This window comes from Pararhodobacter sp. (assembly GCF_034676075.1).
Taxonomy (GTDB): domain Bacteria; phylum Pseudomonadota; class Alphaproteobacteria; order Rhodobacterales; family Rhodobacteraceae; genus Pararhodobacter.
The window spans coordinates 1-15,663 of record NZ_JAUCCQ010000090.1; the positions used below are offsets into that span (position 1 = coordinate 1).

The following is a 15,663-nucleotide window of genomic DNA, read 5'->3' on the forward strand; positions in this document are numbered from 1 at the left end:
ACCGACGCGCTCAAGGGTTGGGAGAGGGTGGTGGCGGGCGTCCATGCGCAGGGAGCTGCGATTGTTGCGCAGGTCTGGCATGTGGGCGCCTTCACCCCGTCGCTGGTCGGTATGACCGACACGCTGGAGGTGACACGCCTCAGCCCCTCGGGGCTGGCGGGTCCGGGCCGCGCGTTGGGCCGGGCGATGACCGGGGCCGAGATTGCCCGCACCATCGCCGATTACGCTCAGGCCGCCCGCGCCGCGCGCGAGGCCGGTTTCGATGGGATCGAGATCCACGCCGCCCATGGCTATCTGCCTGACCAGTTCTTCCACGCCGCCACCAACCGGCGGACGGATGGCTATGGCGGCGGGCTGGCGGCCCGGGCGCGCTTCGCCGCGGAACTGGTCATGGCCTGCAAGGAAAGGGCGGGCGCGGATTTCCCGGTGATCCTCAGGATTTCCCAGTGGAAACAACTCGACTACGCCGCCCGCGTCGCCGAAAGCCCGGAGGAGCTGGCCAGCTGGCTCGCCCCGCTGGTCGCGGCGGGCACGGACGCTTTCCACGTCTCGACCCGGCGTTTCTGGGATCCGGCTTTCCCCGGCAACGAAACGAGCCTCGCGGCCTTCGTGCGGCGGCTGACCAACCGGCCGGTGATCGCCGTGGGCTCGCTTTTGATGGATATCGACTTCAAGGCGGCGCGCGGCAAGCAGCACGCGGCCCTGGCCCCGGTGACGCTGGGCTGGGCCGCCGAGGGCATCGAGCGCGGCGAGTTCGACCTCATTGCCAGCGGCCGCGGCCATCTGGCCAATGCCGATCTGGCGGCACGGATCCTGTCGGGCGGGGCGGCATCGCTCGCCGCCTACGACCGGCAGCATCTGGAGCGGCTGACGTGAACAAGATGGCCCCGAACGGGCCCGGGAAGAACGGGTCGCGAGACCCGGAAAGGGAGGAGACGGCATGCTGCTGCAGCAGCTACTGAACGGCGTTGTCGTGGGCGGGGTCTACGCGCTTTTCGCGGTGGGCTTCAATCTGGTCTTCGGGGTGCAACGGCTGTTGAACCTCGCGCATGGGGCGGTCTTCATGACCGGCGCCTTCGTCGCCTATTACACGGTCCGCGCGGGCGGTCCGCTGATCCTGGGCTTCGTCGCTGCCGCCATCGCCTCGGGCGTGCTGGCGATGATCATCGAGATCGTCTGCTTCCGCCGCCTGCGCAAGTCGGGGGACGCGGAATTCGGCGCCATCATCTCGTCCATGGGGGCGGGGATGGTGATCATGACCTTCTGGCAATGGGTCTCGCAGACCCAGGTGCTGCGCTTTCCCTTCGATACCGTGCCGGTGGTGATCTACCGCTTCTGGGGCCTGCGCGTCTCGCTCCTGCAATTGATGATGGCGGCGGCCGCCATCGCCATCGTGCTGGTCATGGCCTGGTTCATCTATCGCACCGCCTTCGGCCGTCAGGTCCGCGCGGTGACGGATAGCGAGCGCGCCTCGATGCTGGTCGGCATCAACCCCAACCGCATCTACAACCTCACCTATTTCATCTCGGGCGCGCTGGCGGGCGCGGCGGGGGTGCTGGTGGGGCTGGCGTTCAACAACATCAACTTCACCATGGGCGAGCCTTACCTGATGTTCGGCTTCGCCATCATCATCCTCGGCGGTCTGGGGTCGATCCCCGGGGCGCTGATGGCCAGCCTGATCTTCGGCATGGTGCAGACGCTGTCCATCGCCTACCTGCCCTCGGGCCTGACCACCGCCTTCATCTTTTCGGCCATGTTCCTGATCCTGCTGGTCCGCCCCAACGGGCTGATGGGCCGGGAAGAGGCTGGCAGCCTGCGTGGACGGAGATAAGCCATGATGAACCTTCTTCTTGGCTATCAGCCGCTTCTGGACCTGTTCCTGCTGCATCTGGGGCTGGCCTATGCGCAATGGCTGGTGCTGCGCGCCGGTGTCTTCTCGCTGGGGACGGTCGGGCTGGCGGCGGTCGGCGCCTACACGGGCGGGATTCTGGTCGTGACCTATGGCCTGCCCGCGCCGTTGGCGCTCATCGCCTCGGCGCTGTCGGGCGGGCTGGTGGCGCTGGCGCTCTCGGTGCCGCTGGCGCGGCTGCGGGGGATCTATCAGGCCATCGCCACGGTCGCCTTCATCCAGATCGTCCTGTCGCTCAACATCTATGCCACCAATGTCACCGGCGGCGCGCAGGGGATCACCGGCATTCCCAAGACCGTGGGCACGCCGCTGCTGCTGCTGGCGGGCGCGGCGACCATCTACCTGATGTACGCCATCACCCACAGCCGCCTCGGCCGCGCCTTCGACGCGATCCGCCAGAACGAGGCCGTCGCTGCCTCGCTCGGCGTGTCCATCGTGCGCCACCAGACGCTGGCCTTCGTCCTTTCGGGCGCGCTGGCCGGCGTCTATGGCGCGCTCGAGGCCTTCCATTCCTACGCGCTGGTGCCCTCGCAATTCGGCTTCCCGTACCTGATCGCCATCCTGTCCTACGTGGTCTTCGGCGGCCGCACGAGCCTCTGGGGCCCGATCGTCGGCACCGCGGTGCTGATCCTGCTGCCCGAGGTGGTGCGCCCGCTGGCCGATGCGCGGATGCTGGTCTTCGGGATCCTTTTGATCCTCACCATCAACTTCCTGCCCAAGGGTATCGCCGACACGCTGATCGAGCGCGCCCGGGGCCGGCGGCTGGGCGCCCGTCGCCCGGCCGAGGCCGACACCGCGAAAGGGAGCTGAGCCATGGCCCTCATCCTCGACAATCTCAGCAAGCGTTTCGGCGGCGTCGTCGCCTCGGAAAACGTCAACATCACCGTGCCGAAGGGCAAGATCACCGGGCTGATCGGCCCGAACGGCGCGGGCAAGACCACCATCGTCAACATGATCACCGGCATGCTGGCAGTGAGCGGCGGCACGATCCGGGTGGATGACACCGACATCACCCGCGCGCCCGCCGATCAGATCTGCCGGGCGGGGCTGGCGCGGACCTTCCAGAACATCCGCATCCTGCCGGAGAACTCGGTGCTGGATAACATCCTGATCGGCTTCCACCGGCACGAGCGCTGCTCGACCCTCTCGGCGCTTCTGGGCCTGCCCGCCTCGCGCCGGGAAACCGCGGCGATGCGCGCCCGGGCCGAGGCGCTGCTGGAACGCTTCGGCATGCGGCATCTGGCCGAATACCCGGCGGGGGGCCTGTCCTATGGCCACCAGCGGCGGGTCGAGATGATGCGCGCGCTGGCGTCCGAGCCGGATTACATCCTGCTCGACGAGCCCATCGCCGGCATGAACGACGTGGAATCGGATGCGCTGGCCGTCCTCTTCCGCGATCTCGCCGACAGCGGCATCGGCATCCTGCTCATCGAACACAACCTGCGCTTCGTCACCCGGCTTTGCGAGCACATCTACGTGCTGGACGGCGGGCGCCTCATCGCCGAGGGCGCGCCCGAGGCGGTGCTTTCGGATCCCGCGGTGCTGACCGCCTATGTCGGAGGCGAGCATGCTTGAGATCCGCGATCTTCAGGTTCATTACAACGGCATCACCGCGCTGAGGGGCGTCTCGCTCGACGTCAATCAGGGCGAGGTCGTGGCGCTGATCGGCCCCAACGGGGCCGGCAAGTCGACGCTGGTGAACGCCGTCTCGGGCATCGTCAGCCCCTCGGCCGGAACCATCGCCTTCGAGGGAAAACCCCTGCATTCGAGCCGCGCCTGGACCATCTCGGGCCTGGGGGTCTTGCAGGTGCCCGAGGGGCGGCAGGTCTTCCCGCAGCTCACCGTGACCGAGAACCTGCAACTGGGTGTCACCGCGCTGCGCGGCCGCAAGGCCGAGATCCCGCTGGAGGAGGTCTATGCGCTGTTCCCGATCCTGCGCGAGCGCTCGGAACAGCTGGCGGGCTCGCTGTCCGGCGGGCAACAGCAGATGCTGGCCATCGGCCGGGCGCTGATGGGCTCGCCGCGGCTTCTGCTGCTGGACGAGCCCAGCCTCGGCCTGGCGCCGGTGATCATCGCCCAGGTCTTCGCGGCGCTGCGCACGCTGAAGGACCGCGGCATGACCATCCTGCTGATCGAACAGAACGCGACCCTAGCGCTCGATCTGTCGGACCGCGCCTACATCCTCGAACAGGGCCGCGTGGTGATGTCGGGGGCCAGCCAGGCCCTCGCTGCCGATGCGGATGTCGTTTCTCACTACCTCGGCGTCACGCCCGAAGGCTGACGCCCGAGTTCCGCAACCCACGTCATACAGGGAGGACAGGATGACGAAGGTTTCCAGACTGACAATGACGGCGCTCCTGGGCGCCACGCTTCTCGCCGGACCCGCCGCGGCGGATGAGGTGAACATCTCGGCGATCCTGTCGACGACCGGCACCTATGCCTTCGTCGGCGTGCCGCTGGTCAACGGCATCCGCATGGCGGACGAGGAACTGGCGGCCGCGGGCGGCTATGGCGATCACACCGTCGCCATCCAGTATGACGACAACCGCTCGGACCGGCAGGAGGCCATCTCGCTGCTGACCCGGCGCGCGAACGTCGATCAGGCCGACCTGATCCTCGGCCCGATCGCCTCGTCCGAGGCGATGGCGACCGGGCCGGTCGCGGTCCAGCTGCAAGTGCCGATGTTCACCGTGGCGATGACCTCCGAGGTCCTGCCGCTGGGTGAATGGATCTTCAAATCGACCGAAACCGCCGTCACCTACATGCCGCCCCTTGCCAATTACATCGGCGAGACGCTGCATCCGGCAAATTGCTACCTGGTCTCGATCCTCGATAACCCGGGCTACATCATCCAGAAGGACGTGTTCCGCGACACGCTCGCCTCGCATGGGGTCGAGATCATCGCCGACGAGGGGATCCTGGCCTCGGACACCGACTTCACGGCGCTGTCGACCAAGATCGTCGATGCGGACCCCGAGTGCCTCTTCGTCACCACCCCGCCCGAACAGGCCGCCAACATCATCCTTCAGGCGCGTCAGGCGGGCCTCGACCCCGATACGATCATCGCGGGCGACACCGGCCTCGGCTCGTCGCAATTCATCAACGCCGCCGGGTCGGCGGGTGAAGGGACGCTCTTCGTCTCGATCTTCTCCGAGGATTATTCGGACGCGACCCGCGCCTTCGCCGAGCGCTATCAGGCCCGCTACGGCATCCCGCCCGACCATTGGGCGGCGACCGGCTATTCGATGATGTCGATCATCGCCGCGGCGATCAGCAGCATCGAGGGCGAGGTCACGCGTGAGAACCTGCGCGAGGCGATGACCCAGACCCATGACGTGCCGGTGCTGATGGGCACGGGCTCCATGACCTTCGGCGAAGGCCGGGTGCCGGTGCATGGCAGCGTCGTCATGCGCGTGCGCGACGGCGGCTGGGAAGTGGTCCAGTAACCATGGCCGGGTTTTCCGGCACCGAGGCACCGGGCGACAAGCCCGGTGCCGATTTCACCTGCGACGTGCTGGTGGTGGGGACCGGGCCGGGCGGCATGGCCGCCACCGCCGCCGCGGCCGCCACCGGGGCGTCTGTCCATGTCATCGAGGCGCTGGACGCCATTGGCGGCAATGCGGTCTGGTCCACCGGCTACATGGCCTTCGTCGGCTCCCGCGCCCAGGCCGAGGCCGGGATCCGGGACAGCGCCGAGGCTTTCCTGGCGGATGCCCAGCACAGCATTTCCCTGCTTGGCGACCGCTACCCGATGATCGCCGATCCAGTGCTGATGCGGCTCTTCGCCGAGCACAGCGCCGCCACCTATGACGATCTGATCGCCCGGGGCGTCCGCTTTTCCCGCTTCATCCCGCGCCCCCTTCAGCACCGCACCGACCGGATGCTGGCGGTCGAGGACATGATGGCCTTCCGCCGCGCCTTCGAGCCCGATTTCGCCCGGCCGAACGTGACGCTGCACCTGAACACCAGCGCCCGGCGGCTGGTGACCGAAGGGGGCAGTGTGACCGGCCTGATCGCCGAGGATGCAACGGGCCAGACCCGGCACTGGAAGGCCCGCAAGGGTGTGGTTCTGGCCACCGGCGGCTTTCAGGCGAACCCGGAACTGCGCGCGCGCCATGTGCCTGGCTATCTGGCCCGCGCGCCCTATCTCGGCGTCGATACCTGCCGGGGCGACGGGCATCTGATGGCCGGGGCGGTGGGGGCCGACCTCATCAACATGGCGCAGGTTCTGCCCCTGGTGATCGTCTCGTCCTCCCTGGTCGAGGATTGCATTGCCGTCACCCGCGAGGGCCGCCGCTTCCATGACGAGGCCGGTCCCTATGAACGCCGGGTCGAGGCGCTGCAGGCCCAGCCGGGGCGCGAGGCCTGGTACATCATCGACGGCGAAACCCTGCGCCGCAAAGCCCAGCTGGTGGCACAGATGCCGCGCCCGGGTGTCTCGGCCCCGGATCTGGCGACGCTGGCTTCGCGGATCGGCGCCGATCCCGCCGGGCTTGCCGCATCGGTCGCCGGCTGGAACGCTTTCCTTGCCGGGACCGGGGCAAAGGACCCCGATTTCGGCCGGGTCATCCTGCCCGAGGGCCGCCGTCCTATCTCAAAGAGGCCGTTCCATGCCCTGCCGATGGTCGTGGGCTCCAATTTCGTTGCGGGCGGGCTCAGGGTCACGGCGGCGATGCAGGCGGTCGATGTGTTCGGCGCGGCGATCCCGGGGCTCTATGCGGCGGGCGACGCGGTGGGCGGGCTGAACCCGACGGCGGAACTGGGTGGCATGCGGCTTTGCGGCGGGTTCACGCTGGGCCGGATCGCAGGCACCTCGGCCGCCCATGGCCGCAGCGCCCCGGTCGAGGGGCCGCGCCTGCAAGGCGCCCATCTGCCGGGCATGGTCGGCACCAGGGTCGCCTTGCAGAACATCCCCGGTGACGGTTCCCAGTAATCGGGGGTCTCAGTAATCGGGCTCGATCACCAGCCGGGCCGACAGCGCGCGCGACGAACAGGGCATGAAGCAATCGTTGCGCGCGCGCTCGGCTGCGGTCAGGAACTGGTCGCGGTGGTCGGGCGTTCCGTCGATGACCCGGGTCATGCACATGCCGCAGACCCCCTCGGTGCAGGAATTGGGCACGTCGAGCCCCGCCGCCAGCAGCGCGTCAAGTGCCGTCTGGCCCTTGGCCACACTCACCACCTGCCCGCGGCCCGCCACCTCGATCTCGAAGGCGGAATCGCTGTCGCGCTGCTCGACACTGCCGGAGAAATACTCGGTATGCACCGCCTCCTCGGGCCAGCCCGCCGCCAAAGCCGCGCCCTTCACCCAGTCCAGAAACCCCGAGGGCCCGCAGATATAGACGTGATCCCCGGCCCCCCGCGAGGCCAGCAGCGCGGCCAAAGGCAGGCGCTGCGCCTCGGGGCCGTCGTCCAGATGCAGATGCACCCGGTCGCGGAAGGGCGCCGCCGCCAGCCGCCCGGCAAAGGCCATCCGCCCCGCCGACCGGGCGCAATAATGCAGCGCGAAAGAGGCGCCCTTGGCGGCCAGAGCCTCGGCCATGGCCAGCATCGGCGTCACCCCGATCCCGCCCGCGATCAGCAGCGAATGCCCGGCGCCGGGGGCCAGTTCGAAATGGTTCTTCGGCGGGCCGATCATCAGCCGGTCGCCGGTCGCCACACGCTCGTGCAGGTGCTGAGAGCCCCCGCGCGAGGCGGCTTCGCGCAGGACGGCGATCTGATAGCGATGCGTCTCGCCCGGCGCGTTGCAGAGCGAATATTGCCGGGCGGGCAGGCTGGGCAGCATCACGTCGATATGGGCGCCCGCCGTGAAGGCAGGCAGCGCGCCGCCGGTGACCGGCACCAGATCGAAGCCCAGAATCCCCTCGGCCTCGCGCCGGATTGCGGCCACGCGCATCTCTAGCACGCTCATTGGAATCCTCCCTCATTCCATCTCCCTGATTGCCAGCTTGCCCAGGACACAGATATAGTCAAACCGGATATTCTTATGCGTAAATTCTGAATTTCAGATGGAGAGCGGCTCGGCCCCGGGGGAGGGGGCGTCCATGAAGGCACCGAATTTCACCCTGCGGCAGCTGATGTATTTCGTGGCCGCCGCCAAGTACGGCAAGATCGCCAATGCCGCGGTCGAGATCGGGATTTCGCAATCCGCAGTGACCACGGCGATCCTTGATCTTGAGCGCAACCTCGGCTTCCCGCTGCTGGATCGCCATGTCAGCGGCGTCACCCTGACCCATCGCGGGCACCTCTTCCACCAGCACGCCATGAAGGTGCTGGAGGCCGCGGACGAGGCGCAGCGCTGGCCGTTTCAGGCCTCGCTCAACCTGTCGGGCAAGCTCAGGATCGCCGCCACCCATGTCGTCGTCGGCTATTTCCTGCTGCCCTATCTGGGCAAGTTCCTGGCCGCGCATCCCAAGGTCGAGGTCTCGCTGTCCGAGATGACGCGGCCCGAATGCGAGGATGCGCTGATCGCCGGGAAGGCCGATCTGGGGATCATCCTGACCTCGAACCTCGGCAATCCCGACGAGCTGCAGAAACGCCCGCTCATTCAGGCGCAGCGGCGGCTCTGGATCTCGAACAACTCGCCCCTGATGGCGGAAAAGTCGGTGCCGTTGGAGCGGCTGAACGGGCTGCCCTATGTCTTCCTGATGGTGGACGAGGGCGAGCGGGTCCTGCGCGAACTGGTCCGTCCCTTCGGGTTCGAGCCGAACGTGGTCCTGCGCACCACCTCGATGGAGGCGATGCGCGAATGGATCGGGCTGGGGCTGGGGGTGACGATTGTCGCCGATACCGTTTACCGGCCGTGGTCGCTGGAGGGGCTGAAGATCGAGCGCCGCCCGCTGGCCGATCCGATCCCGCCCCTGGAAATCGGCCTCGTCTGGCGCAAGGACCGGCCGATGGACGAGGTGACCGAGGGTTTCGCCAGCTTCCTGCGTCAGTCGGTGCCGGTCAGCGACGGGCTGGATTGACCCTTCAGGCCCGACCCAGCCGCAGCAGCAGGAAGCTGAGGATTGTGGCCCCGGTCAGGACGATCCCGCAGCTGAGGTCATGCTGGGCGCCGATACCGACAAGGAAGGTGGACAGCGCCCCGCAGGCCATCTGCGCCGCGCCGAAGAGCCCCGCTGCCGATCCCGCCAGCTCCGGCACCGCATCGAGCGAGGCGGAAAGCCCGGTCGGGCTGATGCAGCCCGCCGCGAACATCAGCCCCAGCGTCAGCAGGAAGATCAGGGCGGGCGTCATCAGCCCGAACCACGCGGCGGCCAGGAAAGCGCTCGCCATGGCGATGGCGAAGATCCCCGCCTGCAGGAAGAACCCATCGCGCGAGACATGGCCGACCCTGAGCCGCGACACCCAGGTCCCGGCCAGCGCGCCCAAAAGGATGCCGCCGATGTAGAAACCGACCTCGCCCCCCGGCACGCCCAGTTGTTCCTGCAAGATGAAGGGCGCGGCGGCGAAATAGCCATAGGTCGTGGTCGAGCCCATGGCACCGCCCAGCGCGATGCAGACAAACCGGCGGTTGCGGCCCAGCGTGGCGAAGTCGCGGCCCATCTGGCGCAGGCGCAGCGGTTTGCGGTGGCGGGCGGTCTCGGGCAGGGACCAGAGCGTGGCGGCGAGCGTCCCCAGCGCCAGCAGCCCCAGCACCAGGAAGATCCCCCGCCAATCGGCATAGGCGGCAACGCCCGCGCCCAGCACCGGGCTGATCGCCGGGCCGATCAGCATGACGGTGTTGAGAAGCGAGATGTCGTGCTGCGAGCCCTCGGGCCCCGCCGCATCCCGGGCGATGGCGCGGGCCAGAGCCAGCCCTCCGGCCCCGCCCAGCGCCTGCGTCAGCCGCCCGGCCAGCAGCCAGGGCAGCGAAGGCGCCAGCGCGCAGAGGAGCGAGCCGATGACGAAGATCCCCAGCGCCGCGATCACCACCGGCCGCCGTCCCAGCGCGTCGGAAACCGGCCCGTAGCCGATCTGCCCCAGCGCGAGGCCCAGCACATAAAGCGTGAGCGACAGCTGCACCGCGGCGCTGCCGACGCCCAGATCCTCAGCGGCATAGGGCAGGGCGGGCACGAACATGTGCATGGCCAGCGTGCCGGTCGAGGCCAGCGCGACCAGCAGGCCCAGCGAGGGCTTCGCGGCGGGGGTCTGGGGGGAAGGGGCCACGGATCCTCCATCCTTGGCGGCCCGCCCAGCCTGCAACCCCACCCGCCGCGCGAAAAGACGAAAATGCGCGGCGGGGATATCGGTTTTTCAGATCAGACGCCGCGCCTCAGCGCATCAGGACGACCGGCACCTTGCACGACCGGATCATCGCCGTGGTGGTCGAGCCGATGATCAGGCTGCGGATCCGGCTGTGGCCATAGGCGCCCATCACCAGCATGTCGAAGCCCTCGTCCTCGACAATCGAGGCGAGCGCGGTCTCGGGCTGGCCGGGGCGGACCGATGACTCGGCGCTGATGCCCGCGGTGCGCAGCATGGCGGTCGTGTCCTCCAGCCCGTTGATCACGTCGGGAGTAGCATGGCCCAGCGTCACGACATGCACCTCAAGCCCCTGGAAGACCGCGCTCTGGGCGATGTGGTCGATGGCCTTCATCGCCGAGACGCCGCCATCATAGGCGACCAGCACCTTCCTGATCGGCCGGAAGGCGCGCGAGGCCACGAAGACCGGCCGATGGCTGGCGCGCACGATCCGCTCCAGGTTCGACCCCAGATGCCCCTTGGCGAAATCCGCCGCCTCGCCGCGCTTGCCGATCAGCACGACGCGGGCCTCGGCCTCGACCTCGGTCAGGGTGTCGACGATATCGCCCTGCCTGAGGCGCGTGGTGACCTCGGCCACGCCCGCGGTTTCCAGAAGCGCGCGGGCATCGTCCAGGATCGCCCGGCCGCGATGGCCGATCAGCTTGGCGCGCTGCGCGTCCAGATCGGCCAGTTCCTGCAACAGGGCGCTGCGTGCCCCCAGCGCGATGGCGCCCGAACGGTCCTGGGTCTGCGAGGCCTCGCGGCGGCCCAGCACATGCACCACCTCGACCGGCTCGCCCGTCAGGCTGGAAATCCAGGCAGCGTGGTCGCAGACCGAGGCGGAATAGACAGACCCATCGACAAGGGCCACGATTTTTTGTTGCGCTCTGTTCATGTCCCCGCTCCTCAATGCGCCAGCAGCGCGTCGCCCGCGCCGGGTTTGTCGTGCACGGCAAGCCGGTCGACGATGGTTTCCGATGCCTCGTTCATGCCGACGATCTCCACCTCGGCCCCGTCGCGGCGGAATTTCAGTACCGCCATGTCCAGCGCCTGAACCGAGGAAATATCCCAGATATGCGCTGCACTGACGTCGATGACCACCCGCTCCAGCGCCTCGCCGAAGTCGAAAGCGGCCATGAAATCCTCGACCGAGCCGTAGAACATCTGCCCCTCGACACGATACACCCTTTCGCGCCCGTCGGGCGAGATGGTCGAGGTGACCTTGAAGAGCTGGGCGATCTTGGCGGCAAAGAAGATCCCCGACAGCAGCACGCCGACCAACACGCCGATGGCCAGGTTATGGGTCCAGACCACCGTCGCCACCGTCGCCAGCATCACCACCGAGGACGAACGCGGATGCGTGCGCAGGTTCCTGATCGAGGACCACGAGAAGGTGCCGACCGAGACCATGATCATGATCGCCACCAGCGCGGGCATCGGGATCTTCGCCACCCATTCGCCCAGAAAGACCACCAGGATCAGCAGCACCGTTCCGGCGGTGAAGGACGACAGCCGCCCGCGCCCGCCCGATTTCACGTTGATCATGCTCTGCCCGATCATCGCGCAACCTGCCATGCCGCCGATGAAGCCGGTGGCGGTATTGGCGATGCCCTGGCCGATGCATTCCTGATTGCGGTCGGTGCGGGTGTCGGTCAGCTCGTCGACCAGATTCTGGGTCATCAGGCTTTCCAGAAGCCCCACCACGGCGACGGCAATCGAATAGGGCAGAATGATGCCCAGCGTCTCCCAGGTCAGGGGCACCTCGGGCAGCAGGAACATCGGCAGCGTGTCGGGCAATTCGCCCATGTCGCCCACCGTGCGCACGTCCCATTGGAAGATCAGCGTCAGCGTGGTCAGGACGATGATGGTGACAAGCGGCGAGGGCACCGCCCGGGTGATCCGGGGAAAGAGGTAGATGATCGCCAGCCCCGCCGCGACCATGGCATAGGTGGTCCAGGTGACGCGGGTCGGGTCCAGTTCCGGCAGCTGCGCCATGAAGATCAGGATCGCCAGCGCGTTGACGAAGCCGGTCATCACCGATTTCGAGACGTAGCGCATGACGAAACCCAGCTTCAGCAGCCCCGCCGCGATCTGGATCAGCCCGGCCAGCACCGTGGCCGCCAGCAGGTATTGCAGCCCGTGGTCGCGCACCAGCGTCACCATCAGCACCGCCGTCGCCGCCGTCGCGGCCGAGATCATGCCGGGCCGTCCCCCGGCGATGGCGGTCAGCACGGCGATGGAGAAGCTGGCGTAAAGCCCGACCTTGGGGTCCACGCCCGCGATCAGCGAAAAGGCGATGGCCTCGGGGATCAGGGCCAGCGCCACCACGAGGCCCGACAGCAGGTCGGGTCGGACAGTGCCGAACCACTGGGCGCGGTAGGCGTCGAGAGAGATCATGTCGTCATCCAGTCGGCCCGGTCGGGCCGTTGGTCCAAAACGGGGTTTGGTCTGGTTGTCCGGCGGATCGGCGGCCGGAAGAGCCAGCCGGGACTTGCACCCGGCTCCGTGTTCGCTGGCCCCCCGGTTACGGCGATCCGGCGCCGATGCCAAGCCTTAAGGCCCCGGCAGGGGCTGCCGGGGCGGGGATTGGCGGATTTTCCGGCAGTGCCGGGTTCAGCCCAGGCTTTGCAGCAGTGCGCGCGAGGGGGTGCCGGTGACGGGCAGGCCGCGGCTCTGCTCGTAGGCGCGGATCGCGGCCTCGGTGTTGCGGCCGATCACCCCGTCCGAGCCCTGCGTGTCGAAGCCCCGGGCTGTCAGGCGCTGTTGCAGGGCGATGCGGTCGGCGCGGCTGAGCCCGTTCTCATCCGGCGGGAAGGGACTGCGCAATGGGCCCGCGCCGCCGATCCGGTCGGCCAGATGCCCGACCCCCAGCGCATAGGCGTCGGACGGGTTGTAGCGCTTGATGACCCGGAAGTTCGAGGTCACGTCAAAACGCGGCCCGCCCGCCTGCGGTTGCAGGACGGTGCCACTGGCCGAGCCGCTCAGCAGCTCGCGCCCCCAGGGCAGGCCCCGGGTCCAGCCGTGGCGGCGCAGGTAATTGGCGGTGGTGGCCAGCGCGTCCGAGGGATCCTCGGACCAGATGTCGCGCCGTCCGTCGCCGGTGAAATCGACGGCGTATTCCTGAAACACCGTCGGCATGCATTGCGTGTGGCCCATGGCGCCGGCCCAGCTGCCGGTCATCCGGCTGGCCGGGATGTCGCCGTTCTGCACGATCCTCAGCGCCGCGATCAGCTCGCGCTCGAAATAGCGGCCGCGCCGGCCCTCGAAGGCCAGCGTCGAGGTGGCCGAGATCACCGGGATCAGGCCCTGACGCTCGCCGTAATAGCTTTCCAGCCCCCAGATCGCCGTCACGATCTTCGCGTCGACGCCGGTGTCGGCCTCGATCGCCTCCAGCGTGCGGCGGTGGCGGGCGAAGGCGGCGCGGCCCTTCTCGACCCGCTCGTCCGAGGCGGCGATGGAGAGGTAATCCTCCAGCGAGCGGCGGAATTCGGTCTGGTTCTGGTCGCGGGTGACCACGCCCGGCAGGAAACCCGCGCCGCGGAAGGCGGTGTTCAGCGTCTGGCGGGTGATGCCCGCGGCCTCGGCCCGGCTGCGGAAGGCCTCGACCCAGGCGTCATAGTCGCGGTTCGAGGCCGGCAACAGGTCGGGCGGCAATTCGTCAGGGCTGGCGCTGCTCAGCCGCGTGGGCAGGCTGCGCGAACAGGCGCTGAGGCCGAAGGCCAGAAGCCCCGCCCCGAATAGGCGTCGATTGATCGGCATCGGCTGCTCACCTCCCGGTCTTGTTTTGCCCCATGGTGCCGTGAACGGCCCCCGGGCACAATGGCCGAGTGCCCGGGGATCGGGGCGGGCGGCGGGTCTGCGCCGGCTGCGCGTCTCCGTAAAAGCGCCGCAATTTCTGTCGAGACTTCGGGAATGGCACCGCGAAACCTTCCGCCCTGGGCGCTGTCGCGCCGTCGAAAGCAGCGTCTGTGCCTGTTGCGGCGGGGGCTGATGATGGTGCTGGTGGTCGCCGCGGGGCTGACGCCGCTGGCCTGGTCGTCCGTGGCCCGCGATGGCCCTCCGCAGGCCGAGCGCCTGCCGCGCGTCCTGAACGGCGGGCAGGCCTGGGGCGGGTTCGAGGCGCCACCTGCCGCCACGCCACCCTCTGCCTCCTCCGCGACCGCCCGCACCCTCGGCCCCGCCGCCGTGACCCATGTCCGGGACGGCGACACGATCGAACTGGGCGCCGACGCCCTGCGCCTCGCCACGCTCGATTGCGCCGAGCTGGGCACGGCCGAGGGCGCGCGGGCCAAGGCGCGGATGGAGGCCCTGGTGCGGGGCGCGCGGCTCACCTGCCGCCTGACGGGCGAGGTCTCCTACGACCGGCAGATCGCCAGTTGCCAGCTGCCCGGGGGGCGCGATCTGGCAGCGGCGATGATCGCGGACGGCACCTGCCGCGCCCGCCTCTAGCCGCCCTCAGCCCCCCTGCACCAGCGCCAGCGCGCGGATCGGCGAGCCGGTGCCGTGCTCGATTTTCAGAGGTGCCACCATCAGGATCGCGCCCTTCGGCGGCAGCTGGTCGAGGTTGCACAGGCTCGCGAGGCCGAAGCAATTGTCGCGGTGCAGGAAGTTATGCGCCGGGTAGGGCGGGCTGAATTTCCCGGCCATCCCCGCGTCGGTGCCCACGCATTGCGTGCCCCAGCCGACGATCCCCTTGGACAGCAGGTAATCCATGCAATCGGTCGAGGGACCGGGGGTATGCGCGCCGTCGCCGTCGGGGCCCTGGTCCATGTTCAGGAACAGCTCCGCATCCTGCATGCGCTTGTCCCAATCGGTGCGCATGACGACCCATTCGCCCGGCCCGATCTCGCCATGCTGGGCCTCCCATTCCTTGACCCGCTGGGCGGTCAGCAGGAAATCGGGGTCGGCCGCGGCCTCGGCCGAGCAGTCGATGACGTTGACGGGCGCCATCAGCCGCTGCACGTCCAGCGTGTCGGTGGCGCCGTCGGGGTAGTCCTTGCCGGTCAGCCAATGGTGCGGCGCGTCGAAATGGGTGCCCGAATGCTCGCCCAGCTCCAGCCAGTTCCAGGCCCAATAGGGACCGTCGATGTCATAATTGCTGATCTTGTGGATCTTCACCTGCGGGGTGTTGCGGGCGATCTCCTCGGGCAGGCGCAAGAGCGGCGTGTCGGGGCCCAGCACCGCGGTGCAATCGACGATCCTGACGGCGCCGGTCAGCAGGGCCTCGCCCAGCCCGCCCAGAAGATTGTCCATCGTCTTGCCCTTCCGTTCCAGATTGATCCCCTGCCCGGCAAAGCGGGCCTGGCGGCGGTCCATGGTGCGTTTGGTGATGTCGAAGACCGTCTCGATGGCGCTGTCCTCGGTGACGATCCCGGGCGAAAGCCGCAGGATCGTGTCGCGGAAATCGACCGAATAGCCCTCGACCCCCAGGGCGCCGACGACCGCCGCCGCCTCGGCCCGCGACGGCATGCGCAGCATCGCCGCGCCGCCGCGCCGTTCAGCCTCGCGCGGGGAGAGCAGCGGCAGGCCCA

15 protein-coding genes and 1 other annotated feature are annotated in these 15,663 nt (G+C 68.6%); of the genes, 9 read left to right on the plus strand and 6 right to left on the minus strand.

The genetic code is table 11. The annotated features are described in order from the left end of the window. From VDQ18_RS17610 to VDQ18_RS17640, 7 genes are all read left to right on the plus strand, one after another. Positions 1 to 876 (plus strand): 12-oxophytodienoate reductase (locus VDQ18_RS17610; protein ID WP_323022212.1); only part of this gene is annotated, 876 nt, incomplete at its 5' end. Between the two features lie 64 nt (positions 877 to 940). After that, on the plus strand, positions 941 to 1,831 hold the full coding sequence (locus VDQ18_RS17615; protein ID WP_323022213.1) for a branched-chain amino acid ABC transporter permease: 891 nt from the start codon (positions 941 to 943) through the stop codon (positions 1,829 to 1,831). A 3-nt stretch (positions 1,832 to 1,834) separates the two neighbouring features. Continuing rightward, positions 1,835 to 2,719: a branched-chain amino acid ABC transporter permease gene (locus VDQ18_RS17620; RefSeq protein WP_107749618.1), complete on the plus strand. Its 885-nt coding sequence runs from the start codon at positions 1,835 to 1,837 to the stop codon at positions 2,717 to 2,719. Positions 2,720 to 2,722: 3 nt separating this feature from the next. After that, positions 2,723 to 3,484 carry an ABC transporter ATP-binding protein gene (locus VDQ18_RS17625; RefSeq protein WP_323022214.1) on the plus strand — a complete coding sequence of 254 codons (762 nt, stop codon included), beginning with the start codon at positions 2,723 to 2,725 and terminating at the stop codon, positions 3,482 to 3,484. Then, complete coding sequence (locus VDQ18_RS17630) at positions 3,477 to 4,190, plus strand: ABC transporter ATP-binding protein (protein WP_323022215.1); 714 nt, start codon at positions 3,477 to 3,479, stop codon at positions 4,188 to 4,190. Before VDQ18_RS17625 ends, VDQ18_RS17630 begins: the two co-directional genes overlap by 8 nt. 40 nt (positions 4,191 to 4,230) lie before the next feature. Beyond that, the gene (locus VDQ18_RS17635) at positions 4,231 to 5,355 is read left to right on the plus strand and encodes an ABC transporter substrate-binding protein (RefSeq protein WP_323022216.1); all 1,125 of its coding nucleotides are present in this window, start codon (positions 4,231 to 4,233) and stop codon (positions 5,353 to 5,355) included. 2 nt (positions 5,356 to 5,357) lie between these two features. Beyond that, positions 5,358 to 6,842 carry an FAD-binding protein gene (locus VDQ18_RS17640; protein WP_323022217.1) on the plus strand — a complete coding sequence of 495 codons (1,485 nt, stop codon included), beginning with the start codon at positions 5,358 to 5,360 and terminating at the stop codon, positions 6,840 to 6,842. A 9-nt stretch (positions 6,843 to 6,851) separates the two neighbouring features. On the opposite strand, the gene VDQ18_RS17645 is transcribed toward VDQ18_RS17640, so the two are convergent. Next, positions 6,852 to 7,817 (minus strand): PDR/VanB family oxidoreductase, encoded by a 966-nt coding sequence (locus VDQ18_RS17645; RefSeq protein WP_323022218.1) that lies wholly within the window; start codon positions 7,815 to 7,817, stop codon positions 6,852 to 6,854. A 133-nt stretch (positions 7,818 to 7,950) separates the two neighbouring features. On the opposite strand from VDQ18_RS17645, the gene VDQ18_RS17650 reads away from it, so the two are divergent. After that, the gene (locus VDQ18_RS17650) at positions 7,951 to 8,874 is read left to right on the plus strand and encodes a LysR family transcriptional regulator (protein WP_323022219.1); all 924 of its coding nucleotides are present in this window, start codon (positions 7,951 to 7,953) and stop codon (positions 8,872 to 8,874) included. A gap of 4 nt (positions 8,875 to 8,878) precedes the next feature. Here VDQ18_RS17650 and VDQ18_RS17655 read toward each other — a convergent pair whose 3' ends face one another. The 4 genes from VDQ18_RS17655 to VDQ18_RS17670 form a co-directional block, all read right to left on the minus strand. Further along, positions 8,879 to 10,057 (minus strand): multidrug effflux MFS transporter, encoded by a 1,179-nt coding sequence (locus VDQ18_RS17655; protein WP_323022220.1) that lies wholly within the window; start codon positions 10,055 to 10,057, stop codon positions 8,879 to 8,881. A 106-nt stretch (positions 10,058 to 10,163) separates the two neighbouring features. Further along, a complete protein-coding gene (locus VDQ18_RS17660; protein WP_323022221.1) occupies positions 10,164 to 11,027 on the minus strand; it encodes a universal stress protein in 864 nt (287 codons plus the stop codon). A gap of 11 nt (positions 11,028 to 11,038) precedes the next feature. Further along, the gene (locus VDQ18_RS17665) at positions 11,039 to 12,529 is read right to left on the minus strand and encodes a SulP family inorganic anion transporter (RefSeq protein WP_323022222.1); all 1,491 of its coding nucleotides are present in this window, start codon (positions 12,527 to 12,529) and stop codon (positions 11,039 to 11,041) included. Positions 12,530 to 12,582: 53 nt separating this feature from the next. Then, positions 12,583 to 12,640 (minus strand) — a sequence feature (sul1 is cis-regulatory element that is thought to sense ions involved in sulfur or methionine metabolism; They are found in Alphaproteobacteria). Between the two features lie 105 nt (positions 12,641 to 12,745). Continuing rightward, the gene (locus VDQ18_RS17670) at positions 12,746 to 13,891 is read right to left on the minus strand and encodes a lytic murein transglycosylase (protein WP_323022223.1); all 1,146 of its coding nucleotides are present in this window, start codon (positions 13,889 to 13,891) and stop codon (positions 12,746 to 12,748) included. A gap of 153 nt (positions 13,892 to 14,044) precedes the next feature. Between VDQ18_RS17670 and VDQ18_RS17675 the strand changes: the two genes are divergently transcribed. Continuing rightward, complete coding sequence (locus VDQ18_RS17675) at positions 14,045 to 14,581, plus strand: hypothetical protein (protein WP_323022224.1); 537 nt, start codon at positions 14,045 to 14,047, stop codon at positions 14,579 to 14,581. Between the two features lie 6 nt (positions 14,582 to 14,587). Here VDQ18_RS17675 and VDQ18_RS17680 read toward each other — a convergent pair. Continuing rightward, positions 14,588 to 15,663, minus strand: a 1,076-nt coding sequence (locus tag VDQ18_RS17680) for a cyclase family protein (RefSeq protein ID WP_323022225.1), incomplete at its 5' end; no start/stop codon positions are given.